Genomic DNA, 11330 nt, shown 5'->3' with positions numbered 1-11330 from the left:
GGGGTGGGGTGGTTCATAGAGTTACGGCGGCCATAGCGAGAGGGAAACACCCGGTCCCATTCCGAACCCGGAAGTTAAGCCTTTCAGCGCCGATGGTACTGCGATCGAGAGGTCGTGGGAGAGTAGGACGCCGCCGGACAACACTTCAGGTAGAGGCCATCCCGTTCGCGGGATGGCCTCTACTCTATTTGCACGTACGATCACACATCTGCACAGAGACTTCGAAGGAGACCAGCAGTGGCTGAGGAACGCGGGAAGGGCCGTCGTCCGTCATCGGGGCGCCCGGGCGCATCCGGGGGCTCTGGTCGTCCACAGCGGAGCTCCGGTGCCGGCGGCGGGAGCCGAGGAGCCGGTGGCGGAAACCGTGGCACCGGCAGCGACGGTGGCGGCCGCACCGGCGGACCTCGCAACGGCGGCACCGGCGGTTCGTCCTCCGGTGGCTCGGACGGCGCCCGCGGCGGTTCGTCGTCGGGCGGGTCCCGAGGCACGTACACGCCCGGTCAGGGTCGTACGGGTGGTCCGGGCCGAGGCAGCGGGGGACCCACGCGCTCCGGTGGTGGCTCCCGTTCCGGTGGCCAGGGTGGCGGCTCCTCGCGGTCCGGCGGTCAGGGTGGCCAGGGCCGCTCCTGGTCCCGTGACCGCAACGACGAGCGGAAGGTCGAGCGCACGGTCGACCAGGCGCAGTACGACGGTCCGCCGCTCCCCGAGGAGATCACCGGCAAGGAGCTCGACCGCAACCTCGCCGCCCAGCTGAAGGGTCTGCCCGAGAAACTGGCCGCTCGTGTGGCGCGCCACCTCGTCGCGGCGACGCAGCTGATCGACAGCGACCCCGAGACGGCCTACCAGCACACGCTGGCGGCCCGGGCTCGCGCGGCGCGGCTGGCCGTCGTACGCGAGGCCGTGGGCGAGGCGGCGTACGCCGCAGGCCACTACCAGGAGGCGCTGGGCGAGCTGCGAGCCGCGAAGCGCATGAACGGTGTCACCGCCTACCTGCCGATCATGGCGGACTGCCACCGTGCCCTCGGGCAGGCGGAGCAGGCGCTCAAGCTGGCGCGCAGCCCCTCCGTGGCGAACTTCGCCCCGGAGGCGAAGGCGGAGATGACCATCGTCGAAGCCGGCGCACGGCTGGACCTCGGTCAGGTCGACGCGGCCCTTCGGACGCTCGAGCTCGCCCCGCTGAACACGAAGACCCGCGCCTCGTGGGTGGTGCGGCTGCGCTACATGTACGCCGACGTGCTCGTGGCGGCTGGGCGCAAGAAGGACGCGCTCGAGTGGTTCCACCGCACCCACGCGATCGACAGCGACGAGGTCACGGACGCGGCCCACCGGGCCGAGCTCCTCGAGCTCGAGGTCGACTGACCGACGCGTCGTCGCCGACGCACGCAGGAGCAGAACGGGCGTGTTGCCTCCACAGGCGGCGCGCCCGTTCTGTCTGTCCACACGCGCCGGCCGACCGCCACGCCGGCGGGCTCGTCCCGCCACCCTGGAACGACGAGACGTCCATCAGGGGGAAGAGACATGAGCAGCAGCATCCAGTTCGTCGGGCACGTCGTGGTGACACCGCCGCTCGACGAGGCGGAGAAGAGCGACGTGCGCCGGCTCAGGTCGGGTGCCGGCGCCGGGGCGACCTCCACGGCATCGATGAGGGGCGGGGTCCGCGGCCGCTCGCCCTGGGTCCCGTGCGGCCAGGGGTGCTGCCTGACGGTCTCCGACGGTGCCTCCCCGACATCGGCCGAGGCGACGGCCTGGCTCGGTCGTCTGGTCGACCTCCTGGGAGGTGGCAGGGCGGCTGGCGAGCCCGGTCGGGCCGGTACGGCCCTGCGGCACTCCCTGCGGGGGATGGTCGTGGGCTGCGAGGTGGAGGACGGCGCGCTGTTCTCGGTCGCGGTCCACGACCGCCGGGTGACCCGTCGCCAGCTGCGTGCTGCCGGGCACACGCGGGGACGGTCCCGCCCCTGGGTGGTGTCGGGCGCGAGCTCCCACGGCTCCGGTGCGTTGCGACGCGCCGTCGTGGCGAGGGTGCGGCGTCGTACGACGTCGGAGGCCCGGGCGGCGGTGATCGACCTGGCGCGGCGGCGTGCACGGGCTGCCCGTCCCTGACTCCGTCGGTGCCGGGCACTAGCCTGCGGTGATGATCCTGATCGACGCCCCGCTGATCCCGTGGCGCGGGCGGCTGTGGTCGCACCTGGTCTCCGACACGTCCTACGACGAGCTGCACGCCTTCGCGGCGGGTCTCGGCGTACCGGACCGGGCCTTCGACCGGGACCACTACGACGTACCGGAGGAGCTGTTCCAGCCGGCGCTCGACGCGGGGGCCGAGCTGGTGCGGAGCCGTGAGCTCGTACGGCGTCTGTCGGCGGCAGGTCTCCGGCAACGCAAGGTGGCTCGGTCCCGTCCGTCCTGAGCGCCCGCACGACCGGACCTCCGGCCGGGCAGGGTCCGGGGCTAGGTGAGGTCCGACGCGCTCAGCGCCGCGATCTCGGCCTCCAGGTTGCGGCGGGCCGGAGCGTCCCAGCGGACGCGGGCGGCCGCCGTGCGGAAGAGGTGCTCGCGACCGGCGAGGTCCCGGAGCACCGCGAGGCGTCCTGCGCGGAAGGCCTCGTCCGGGAACGCTGCGTACTCGCGTCGGACGCCCGCGGTGTAGTCGGCGTAGCGCTCCGGGGCGGCGGCGAGGATCGCGAGGTCGGCGTCGCACAAGGCGGCGCCGCGGGTGTCGTCCGGCGCCGGGTCGTGGTGCTCGGTGAGCCGCACGAGTCGGGCGACCTCGTCCACGTCGACCCCCGTGCCGGCGAGCTCGGTCGACGCGAGGTCCGCCGATCGCTCCTCGGGCTCGGGCCTGCCGTCGTACACGGCGTCGTGGTACCACGCGGCGAGCACGACCTCGACGTCGTCGCCGTGCCCGAGCTCCGCCAGCCGGCTCAGCACCTCGGTGAGGTGCAGGACGTCGTGGTAGTCGCGGCCGGTGCCGTAGGCGAGCAGCAACCGGTCACGCAGGTCGGTGCGCGCCGGCAACGGCCAGGGCGGCGCGGGGGCGGGTGCGGCCATGACGGCAGCCTCGCAGACCCCGCCTGAACGCGGAACCGTCGGACTCAGGCGGCGACGACTCCTCGCGCCCGCGCCACCGTGGCCTCGACGAGGGCGACGATCTCATCGGGGCAGTCGGTCATGGGCACGTGGCCCGCGTCGGGGAGCGGGACGTGCGCGGCGTGCGGGAGCCGGCGGTAGGCCCGGGCGGACTGCCGGTAGGGGAGGATCCGGTCCTGGGTGCCCCACGCGACCGTCGTCGGCACGTCGACGGCGCCGGAGAACTCGTAGTGCAGGCCCTCCTTGGCGACGGCCTCGAACCCGGTGCAGCGCTTCAGGGCCACGGCGTCGCCGTACGACGCCTCCGGGTCGTGGCGCTCGGGGCGCGCGTAGAGCGTCATGCCGAGGAGGCGGCGACCGAGGGCGCGGCGGGTGAGGGCGCGCAGCAGGCGGTCGGGCGCCTGGCTGGCGAGGCGCAGGAGGGTGAGGATGCCGAGCGCCTGGAAGCGGTCGACGGGGCCGAAGAAGCCGGCCGGGCTGAGGGCCGTCACCGACGAGACGAGGTCGCGGACACCCAGCTCGAGGGCGATCGCCCCGCCGAGGGAGTTGCCGACCACGTGCGGACGCTCCACGCCCCAGGCTGCGAACTGCTCGGCGAGGTGCACGCACGCCACCTCCATCGAGTAGGGCACCCCGGCCGGGAACGACGGCGACTCCCCGAAGCCGGCCAGGTCGACGGCGATCACGTCGTACCGCTCGGAGAGGCGCTCGAAGACGGGGCGCCACGCCTGGCGGCGGTGGCCGATCCCGTGGATGAGCACGACGGGCTCACCCGTCCCGGCCCGGTCGTAGACCAGCTCTGCAAGCCCCACGGCTACCTCCTCGATGAACGTGACATCGGGAGTGTTACATCAAAACTGGCAGATTGCACGCGTCGGACCGGACCGGTTCTGGACCGGTCCACCGGGCCTCAGCCGACCTCGACCCCCACCTCGACCCGGACCTCGTCGTCCACGGTGACGTCGGTGAGGGTGACCGCGGGCCCGTCGCCGGCGCCGCACCCGTCGTCGCCGCCCGTGTCGTCCCCGTCGTCGCCCAGCGCCTCCGTGAGCAGGTCCTGCAGGCCGAGGTCGACCACGGCGTCCACCATCCAGCCCGGGGCGTCGACGCCCGCGACCCCGACCTCGGTGACGCCGAACCCCAGGTCGCCGCCCTCGATCTCCGGTGCGACCGCGACGTCCAGGGGGATCGTGCCGAGGACCGCGTCGTACCCCAGCGAGAGGGCGATCTCGCCCCCGCCGAGCTCGACGGTCACGGGCTGCTCCGAGTCGGCGAAGGGCGTGCCGACGAGCTGCTCGGTGACGATCGCCTCGAGCCCGGCCGCGTCCAGCGCCGCCTCCCCGTGGAGCTCGCCGCCGAGCACCTGGAGGACCACCGGCGTGCCCGACAGGGAGAGGGAGAGCTGCTCCGGCAGGCAGCCGGCGTCGTCCCCCGGCAGGCCCGCCACGACGGCCCGGGGCGCGACCTCGCCGAGCACGAGGCCCAGCACACCGACCGCGACCAGGGTCGCCGCGACGACGAGGCGCCTGACGGTCCGCGGGCGCCGCACGCCCACCACGACCCCGGCCACCAGCAGCGCCAGGCTGAGCGCCGCGAGGGCGACGAGCGCGACCGCGAGAGGCGTCGACATGGGTCTCCTGAGGTGGGTGCGCCGCCGCGGTGACGGGCCGGACTGCATTGGACCATCCCGTGGGTGCCGCCGGCCGCCGCACCTCCGCCTATCGTTCCCGCCGTGGACTGCCACCACTTCGACGCCGGCCGCTGCCGCTCCTGCAGCTGGCTGCCCCGCGCGTACGACGACCAGCTCGCCGCCAAGGAGCAGGGGTGTCGCGACCTGCTCGCGCCCTGGTCCGACCTGGAGTGGCTCCCGCCCGTCGCCAGCCGGCCCGAGCGGTTCCGCAACAAGGCCAAGATGGTCGTCGGCGGCACCGTCGACGCGCCCACCCTCGGGATCCTCGACCCGGCCGGCGCCGGCGTCGACCTGCAGGACTGCGGTCTCCACGAGCCGCCGCTGCGTGACGCGCTCCCTGCTCTCGCCGCCTTCGTCACGCGGGCGGGGCTGGCGCCGTACGACGTGCCGCGGCGCCGCGGGGAGCTCAAGCACGTGCTCGCGACCGTCTCGCCGGACGGCGAGCTCATGGTGCGGTTCGTGCTGCGGTCGACGGAGGCGCTGAGCCGGGTGCGGAAGCACCTGCCGACCCTGCTCGCCGACCTGCCGACCCTGGTCGTGGCGACGGTCAACCTGCAGCCGGAGCACAAGGCCGTGCTCGAGGGGCCGGACGAGATCGTGCTGACGGAGCGGCAGACGCTGCGGATGCGCGTCAACGACGTGGATCTGCACCTGCGCCCGCAGAGCTTCTTCCAGACCAACACCGAGGTCGCCGCCGCCCTCTACCGCCAGGGGCGCGCCTGGGTGGACGAGGTCGCGCCGGCACGGCTGTGGGACCTCTACTGCGGGGTCGGGGGGTTCGCCCTGCACGCCACCGCGCCCGACCGCGAGGTCGTCGGCATCGAGGTGAGCGCCGAGGCCGTCGCGAGCGCCGAGCAGAGCGCTAGGGAGGCGGGCGTGCGGGCGACGTTCGCGGCGGGCGACGCCACGACGTACGCGGCCCGGAGCCGTCGCGGCCAGCCGGACCTCGTCGTCGTCAATCCGCCGCGGCGAGGCATCGGCGCCGACCTGGCGGGCTGGCTCGAGGCCTCGGGTGCGGGCCACCTCGTCTACTCGAGCTGCAACGCGACGACGCTCGCCCGCGACCTGGCGGCGATGCCGTCGCTCCGGCCGCGACGCGCGCGGGTGCTCGACATGTTCCCGCAGACGGGGCACTACGAGGTCGCGGTGCTCCTCGAGCGCGAGGCCTGACACCGGGCCCGGGAGGCCCGGGAGGCCCGGGGTCGCTCAGCGCGGGAGGGGGAGCAGCCAGTCGTCGATGCTGCGCACGGGCTCCCACACGGCGTCCTCGCTGTTGGCGACCAGGGCGACCGTGACGTCGTACGCCGGGTAGTGGCGCAGCATCGCGCTCGACCCGGCGTTGACGCCCTCCTTCCACGACGAGAGGACGCGGCCGTCGGCGTCCAGCTCGTGCTCCAGGCCCAGGCCCACGTGGTGGGCGACGCCGCCCCCGGCGGCGGGTGCGTCGTACGCGTGGTGCAGGACGTGCGGAGCGAGGAAGGCGGTCGTGAGGTCGGGGCCGAGGAGGAGGCCGGCGCGGACCGCGCGGAGGAAGCGCAGCAGGTCGGCCGCGGTGACGTGGGCGCCGCCGTCGGGCGAGCCGATCGGCGGGTAGGAGTAGATGTTCTGGCGCCAGCCGACGACCGGGGCCTCGTCGGGCTCGTCGTCGGTGGCGGCACGGACCGGCTCCCAGCCCTCGGCGACGTCGGGCTGGGCGTCGGCCATGTGGAAGAAGCCCGACCGGGTCATGCCGGCGCGGCAGAACACGTCGCGGCGCACGACGTCGCGGTAGGTGGCACCCGCGACGCGCTCGAGCGCGAGGCCGGCGAGGACGTAGCCCACGTTGCAGTAGCGACACCCCTCGCCGGGCGCGAAGTTGGCGGGCTTGTCGACGAAGCCGGGCAGGAAGTGCTCGGTGCGGGTGACGCCGTAGCTGGGCCGGTCGACCCAGAGGGCCTCGTAGGACTCGCCCGCCTCCTCGTCGGCGTCGTCGGCGATGCCGGAGCTGTGGGTGAGCAGGTGCCACAGCGTCACGTCGGAGCTGATGGTCGTGCCGCTGAGGTCGACGTACGTCGCGAGCGACGCGTGCAGGTCGAGGCGACCGGCCTCGACCTGCTGGAGGACCGCGACGGACGTGAAGAGCTTCGTCACCGAGGCGACGTCGAACCGCATGCCCGCGTGGACGGGGACGCCCCAGCGCCGGGAGGCCGTACCGACCGCGTGCTCGACCACGAGCTCTTCGCCCTGCTCGACGCGCAGGACGCCGGAGAAGGCGTCGGCCGCTGCGGCGGCGTCGATCGCGGCCACGATCGACTCGAGGCCGTCGGGCAGCGCGAGGGGGCGGGAGGACGGGGGCACACGACCAGACTGCCTCGCCCGGGCCGTGCGGGCCATCGCTTTTCCCCAGGGGCCGGTGTGCGTCCACAGGCGGAGCACGGCGCGTGATGGTCCCCAGGGCGCGGCCGAGGCGCGCGGGTCGGGGCCGGTCCGCCGCAGGGTGGGGGAACTGAACGCCGGGCGACCGGCGCGAGCCCGACGACTCCCGGAGGACCCCGATGGACCACCCTGCCGACGAACCCCACGACGCACCCGCCGCCGCGCCGGACGAGCCCCGGTCCTGGATCTGCGTCGTGAGCCGCGAGGACGCGCTCGTCGCGCGGGCGACCGACGCCGTGCGGCTCTCGGCCACCGGTGAGCAGCGGCTCGGGCGCCTGCGGGCGGGAGACGGGCTGCTCCTCTACTCACCGCGCGAGCAGAACAAGGCGGGCGAGAAGGTGCAGCGCTTCACCGCGGTCGGGGTCGTGACGGGGGTCGCGCCGTACCAGCGGGACGACGACCTCCACGGGTCCTGGTTCCGGGACGTCGTCTTCGACCGGCCGACCGGCGAGGTGCAGGTCCGACCGCTGCTGGGCGCGCTCTCGTTCGTGCGTGACGCGAAGGGCTGGGGCGTCGTCTTCCGGCCCGGCTTCCTCTCCGTCACCCAGGCCGACTTCGACCTGGTGCGGCGACACATGGCAGCGACCACCGCTCCTCGGGGTGAGCCTGTCGTCGCGGAGGAGTGACTAGCGTCGAGCGCGTCATCGCCGTCGACCGAGAGGACCCCCCGTGCCCACCGAGCAGGGAGGCAGCGACGCCTCCGAGAACCCCAGCATCAAGAACCCCGACATGTACGACGCGCTCCGCGAGGACGGGGCGTCGAAGGAGAAGGCGGCCCGCATCTCCAACGCCGCCGCTCGGGACGGAGCCTCCAAGGTCGGGAAGAGGGGCGGTGCATCCGGCTCGTATGAGGACTGGACCGTCGAGGAGCTCAAGGAGCGCGCCAAGGAGCTCGACTTCTCGGGGTACTCCGACAAGACCAAGGACGAGCTGATCGAGCTGCTGCGCTCGCACTGAGCCCGGGCCGGCGTGCGACCGGGCCCCGGACGGGGTGGCGTCAGCCGGCGAGGCCGGCCGCCGCGTGGACCGGCTGGGGGGCCGTGCGTCGGGTGCGCGGCCGGGTCGTCGCGGCCGGGGACGGGACGACCGTGAGGGGTGCGGTCGCGGCGACACCCGACCGTGCGGCGTGCCGGTCCATCACGGCCGACACGTAGGACTCCCTGCGGCGTGCGGCGCACCCGCCCGGGCGGGCGCTCGGGCTCGCGAGCTCGGGGTCGAGAGCGTGGTGCAGGGCGTCGCGCAGGAGCACGAGGGCCTCGGCGCGGATCTGCGAGATCCGGGACTCGCTCACGCCGAGATCGGCGGCGATGTCGGCCATGGGCCGCTCCGCGAAGAAGTAGTCCTGGACGACGACGCGCAGACGCTCGGGCAGCTCGGCGACCGCGGCCACGAGGTACTCCAGCTGCTCGCGGTGCTCCAGCTGCTCCGCCGGGGTGGCGCCGGGGCTGACGAGGGTCTCCTCGAGGCCGACGCCCGCGGTCCCCTGGAGGGAGAGCACCTGGGCGCGGGCGATGTCGTCGTCGTTGGACTCGATCTCGGCGACCGTCAGGCCGACGGACGAGGCGACCTCCTCGGGTCGCGCCGGCCGGCCGAGGGCGGCAGCGAGCCGGCTGCGGGTCTCCTCGAGGTCACGGGAGCGGCGGCGGACCGAGCGCGAGGCCCAGTCGACGCTGCGGAGCTCGTCGAGGATGGCGCCGCGGATGCGGCGGGCGGCGTACCGGGTGAACGGGACGCCGCGCTCCTCCTCGAAGCCCTGAGCGGCCTGCACGAGCGCGGTGAGACCGGCCGACGTGAGGTCGTCACGGTTCACGTGCGCCGGCACGCGCCCCATCGTCTCGCGGACGATGTGGCCGACGAGCGCCATGTGGCTGGTGACCAGCTCGTCGAGGTCCCGGGATGCGTGTGCCGTCATGCAGACGATCTTTCGGGCTGGCGAGGCTCCGTGGTGGGGATCGGGGTGGGGAGAGGACTCTTGGGCGGGACACCCGGGACCTTGGTCCCGGGTCCGGTTAGTCACCCCCGGTCACCAGGGGGTCACCGAACAGCCCACAACCGAAGCCGACCACAAGGCAGCCTCAAGTTCACCTCAAGTGATCCTCGGTCGAGAACGAGGTGTCATGGCGGTCCGGAAGTGCTCAGTCCGCCGCCGTGCGGGCCGAAGAGTCGGTCATGCCGTCCGGGAGCTCCTGGACGACCCCTGTCGTGGTCGCCACGACCCGCACCCGCCCGAGGAGCCGCCAGGTGGAGCAGCTGTCGCTCATCCTGTGGCGGGAGCGTGAGCTGCTGGACGCGTTGCTCTACCGCCTCGAGGTGGAGCAGCTGGTCCTCGCCAGCGGGCGTCCCCGGTGGGTGGCGCACGCGGCGCAGGACGTCGAGGCCGTGCTGGTCCCGCTGCGGGAGACGGAGCTGATGCGCGCCGTCGCCGCCGACGAGGCCGCGGCCTCGGTGGGACTCGATCCGGACCCCCCGCTGCGGCTGCTCGCCGAGCGTGCGCAGGAGCCCTGGCGCGAGGTCCTCCTCGAGCACCGCGAGGCCTTCCTCGCCCTGGCGCGTGAGATCGCAGAGGTCGCCGACACGAACCGGGGCCTGCTCGCCGCCGGCTACCGGGCGGCTCGCAAGGCCTTGCTGACGATCGGCGTGACGGACGGTGTCCCCACGCGGACCGCGCCCGGATCCTCGCCCCGTCCCGACGGAGGGCGCGCGGGTGGGTGACGGCACGGCGTCGTACGACGAGGAGGCTCCCGGCGGCGTCGTCGAGGAGTCGCCGCGGGTCACCGACCTCCGGTGGCAGGCGGTCGCGTACGCATCGGCGCTGGGCGCGACGACCCGCGCCGTCCAACCGAGTCTCACGGACTTCCTGCGCTGACCCTGTGTCGTGCCCCTCAGGTCGGCAGGCGGTCGGCGCGCGCCTCGACGAGCTCGGCCGGAGCGGCGAGACGCCAGGCCTCGAAGGCGAGCTCCGCGAGCTCGGTGCGGTCGACGCCCTCGACGTGCACGACCACCCAGCCGTAGGCGCCGGCCGTGAACTGCACCTCGAACACCTCGGGGCGCTCCGCCACCAGGTCCAGCTGGTCGGGCAGCAGCTGCTTGAGGCCGACGGTGTCGGTCGCCGGCCAGAGGTAGGCGAACGTCCGCCCGGTCACGCCGTACGAGACGTGGCGGCCGTGGTCCGCCGAGGTCACGTCGGGCGGCTGGGCGACGAGGGCGGTGAAGTCGGCGAGCGTGGCCACGGGTCCATCATCGTGCAGACGCGACAGCTCGGCGCCGTGCGGTGGTGCAGACGTGCCGGCTCGGTCAGCGGGCGAGGCGCGGCAGGGGCCGGTCGCACCCCGGGAGGCGCAGCCGCGCCGCGATGAGGGCGGCCTGCGTGCGGCGCTGGACGCCGAGGCGGGCGAGGAGGTGCGTGATGTGGTTCTTCACGGTCTTCTCCGAGAGCGTCAGCCGGTCGGCGATCTCGCGGTTGGTGAGGCCCTGGCCGAGGAGCGCGAGGATCTTCACCTGCTGGGGGGTCAGGCCGCCGAGGTCGGAGTCGGCGGCCTGCTCGGCGCTGGCGCGCATGCGCTCCATGACCCGGATCGCGACGGTGGGGTCGATGAGGGAGTGGCCCGACGCCACCGCCCGGACGCCGCTGAGCAGCGAGCTGCCGCCGATCTCCTTGAGCACGTAGCCGTCGGCGCCGGCGAGGATCGCGCTCTGCAGCGCCTCGTCGTCGTCGTAGCTGGTCAGGATCAGGCCGCGCACCCCGGGGACGCGGGCCTTCATGGCCCGGCACAGGTCGACGCCGGACCCGTCGGGGAGCCGGGCGTCGAGGACGGCGACGTCGGGCGCGCTCTCGACGATGCCCCCGAGCCCGTCGCGGTAGGTGCCCGCCTCGCCGACGACCCGCAGGTCCCCCTCCGACTCGAGCAGGGAGCGGACCCCGCGGCGGACCACCTCGTGGTCGTCCACGAGGAACACCGTGAGGGGAGCGGCCGCCGAGGTCATGGGGACCACTCTGCGGCGTCGGCGGCGTCCTGATCAGCCTTTCCAGCGAATCGGACGCGCACCACCACGCACTCCCCGGACGCGTCCGGGAGGGAGTGGCGCGACCCACAGGCGGATTGGTTGTTGTTTGCAACCAAAGGCGTATGCTTGCGGAATG

The 11330-nt window shown here is 73.9% G+C and carries 15 protein-coding genes and 1 rRNA gene; 9 read left to right on the top strand and 7 right to left on the bottom strand.

The annotated features are described in order from the left end of the window. Positions 1 to 22: 22 nt before the first annotated feature. The 4 genes from rrf to K329_RS0106650 all read left to right on the top strand — a co-directional run bounded on the left by rrf (position 23) and on the right by K329_RS0106650 (position 2404). Positions 23 to 139: ribosomal RNA gene (gene rrf / locus K329_RS0106665) — 5S ribosomal RNA — on the top strand. A gap of 98 nt (positions 140 to 237) precedes the next feature. Further along, positions 238 to 1359 (top strand): hypothetical protein, encoded by a 1122-nt coding sequence (locus tag K329_RS31430; RefSeq protein ID WP_052336443.1) that lies wholly within the window; start codon positions 238 to 240, stop codon positions 1357 to 1359. A 159-nt stretch (positions 1360 to 1518) separates the two neighbouring features. After that, positions 1519 to 2100 (top strand): hypothetical protein, encoded by a 582-nt coding sequence (locus K329_RS0106655; RefSeq protein WP_028472429.1) that lies wholly within the window; start codon positions 1519 to 1521, stop codon positions 2098 to 2100. A 31-nt stretch (positions 2101 to 2131) separates the two neighbouring features. Beyond that, positions 2132 to 2404 (top strand): DUF4031 domain-containing protein, encoded by a 273-nt coding sequence (locus K329_RS0106650; protein ID WP_043642079.1) that lies wholly within the window; start codon positions 2132 to 2134, stop codon positions 2402 to 2404. A gap of 41 nt (positions 2405 to 2445) precedes the next feature. Here K329_RS0106650 and K329_RS25120 read toward each other — a convergent pair whose 3' ends face one another. The 3 genes from K329_RS25120 to K329_RS0106635 all read right to left on the bottom strand — a co-directional run bounded on the left by K329_RS25120 (position 2446) and on the right by K329_RS0106635 (position 4714). After that, entirely contained in the window at positions 2446 to 3045 is a 600-nt protein-coding gene (locus K329_RS25120) for an HD domain-containing protein (RefSeq protein WP_043642076.1), read from the bottom strand. Positions 3046 to 3089: 44 nt separating this feature from the next. Continuing rightward, a complete protein-coding gene (locus K329_RS0106640; protein WP_052336442.1) occupies positions 3090 to 3896 on the bottom strand; it encodes an alpha/beta fold hydrolase in 807 nt (268 codons plus the stop codon). Positions 3897 to 3994: 98 nt separating this feature from the next. Beyond that, on the bottom strand, positions 3995 to 4714 hold the full coding sequence (locus K329_RS0106635; RefSeq protein ID WP_028472426.1) for a hypothetical protein: 720 nt from the start codon (positions 4712 to 4714) through the stop codon (positions 3995 to 3997). A gap of 102 nt (positions 4715 to 4816) precedes the next feature. Here K329_RS0106635 and rlmC point away from each other — a divergent pair, with 102 nt between their 5' ends. Next, positions 4817 to 5944, top strand: a complete 1128-nt coding sequence (gene rlmC, locus K329_RS0106630) for a 23S rRNA (uracil(747)-C(5))-methyltransferase RlmC (protein WP_028472425.1) — start codon at positions 4817 to 4819, stop codon at positions 5942 to 5944. A gap of 36 nt (positions 5945 to 5980) precedes the next feature. Here rlmC and K329_RS0106625 read toward each other — a convergent pair whose 3' ends face one another. After that, a complete protein-coding gene (locus K329_RS0106625; RefSeq protein ID WP_211225734.1) occupies positions 5981 to 7111 on the bottom strand; it encodes a serine hydrolase domain-containing protein in 1131 nt (376 codons plus the stop codon). 197 nt (positions 7112 to 7308) lie between these two features. On the opposite strand from K329_RS0106625, the gene K329_RS29395 reads away from it, so the two are divergent. Together K329_RS29395 and K329_RS0106615 are read left to right on the top strand one after the other, a co-directional pair. Continuing rightward, the gene (locus K329_RS29395; RefSeq protein WP_052336440.1) at positions 7309 to 7815 is read left to right on the top strand and encodes an EVE domain-containing protein; all 507 of its coding nucleotides are present in this window, start codon (positions 7309 to 7311) and stop codon (positions 7813 to 7815) included. Between the two features lie 43 nt (positions 7816 to 7858). After that, the gene (locus tag K329_RS0106615) at positions 7859 to 8146 is read left to right on the top strand and encodes a DUF7218 family protein (protein WP_211225733.1); all 288 of its coding nucleotides are present in this window, start codon (positions 7859 to 7861) and stop codon (positions 8144 to 8146) included. A gap of 40 nt (positions 8147 to 8186) precedes the next feature. Here K329_RS0106615 and K329_RS25110 read toward each other — a convergent pair whose 3' ends face one another. Further along, on the bottom strand, positions 8187 to 9101 hold the full coding sequence (locus K329_RS25110) for a sigma-70 family RNA polymerase sigma factor (protein ID WP_084541024.1): 915 nt from the start codon (positions 9099 to 9101) through the stop codon (positions 8187 to 8189). Positions 9102 to 9391: 290 nt separating this feature from the next. Here K329_RS25110 and flgN point away from each other — a divergent pair, with 290 nt between their 5' ends. Together flgN and K329_RS30745 are read left to right on the top strand one after the other, a co-directional pair. Then, positions 9392 to 9901 carry a flagellar export chaperone FlgN gene (flgN, locus tag K329_RS0106600; RefSeq protein WP_245596449.1) on the top strand — a complete coding sequence of 170 codons (510 nt, stop codon included), beginning with the start codon at positions 9392 to 9394 and terminating at the stop codon, positions 9899 to 9901. Then, complete coding sequence (locus tag K329_RS30745; RefSeq protein WP_157571590.1) at positions 9894 to 10055, top strand: hypothetical protein; 162 nt, start codon at positions 9894 to 9896, stop codon at positions 10053 to 10055. Before flgN ends, K329_RS30745 begins: the two co-directional genes overlap by 8 nt. 16 nt (positions 10056 to 10071) lie before the next feature. On the opposite strand, the gene K329_RS0106590 is transcribed toward K329_RS30745, so the two are convergent. Next, positions 10072 to 10419, bottom strand: a complete 348-nt coding sequence (locus tag K329_RS0106590) for an MmcQ/YjbR family DNA-binding protein (protein WP_028472421.1) — start codon at positions 10417 to 10419, stop codon at positions 10072 to 10074. 64 nt (positions 10420 to 10483) lie between these two features. Beyond that, positions 10484 to 11173, bottom strand: coding sequence for a response regulator (locus tag K329_RS0106585; protein WP_028472420.1), 690 nt, complete (start codon positions 11171 to 11173; stop codon positions 10484 to 10486). Positions 11174 to 11330 lie beyond the last annotated feature (157 nt).

The sequence above is a fragment of the Nocardioides alkalitolerans DSM 16699 genome, from assembly GCF_000426525.1.
GTDB classification, from domain to species: Bacteria; Actinomycetota; Actinomycetes; order Propionibacteriales; family Nocardioidaceae; genus Nocardioides; species Nocardioides alkalitolerans.
This window is presented reverse-complemented; position numbering and strand designations above follow the sequence as displayed.

What these genes read in the sequence shown, in the direction of transcription:
- K329_RS0106585 (WP_028472420.1), bottom strand. Translation starts at nt 11,173, where the DNA reads ATGACCTCGGCGGCCGCTCCCCTCACGGTGTTCCTCGTGGACGACCAC.
- K329_RS25110 (WP_084541024.1), bottom strand. Translation starts at nt 9,101, where the DNA reads ATGACGGCACACGCATCCCGGGACCTCGACGAGCTGGTCACCAGCCAC.
- K329_RS0106635 (WP_028472426.1), bottom strand. Translation starts at nt 4,714, where the DNA reads ATGTCGACGCCTCTCGCGGTCGCGCTCGTCGCCCTCGCGGCGCTCAGC.
- K329_RS0106650 (WP_043642079.1), top strand. Translation starts at nt 2,132, where the DNA reads ATGATCCTGATCGACGCCCCGCTGATCCCGTGGCGCGGGCGGCTGTGG.
- K329_RS25120 (WP_043642076.1), bottom strand. Translation starts at nt 3,045, where the DNA reads ATGGCCGCACCCGCCCCCGCGCCGCCCTGGCCGTTGCCGGCGCGCACC.
- K329_RS29395 (WP_052336440.1), top strand. Translation starts at nt 7,309, where the DNA reads ATGGACCACCCTGCCGACGAACCCCACGACGCACCCGCCGCCGCGCCG.
- K329_RS0106655 (WP_028472429.1), top strand. Translation starts at nt 1,519, where the DNA reads ATGAGCAGCAGCATCCAGTTCGTCGGGCACGTCGTGGTGACACCGCCG.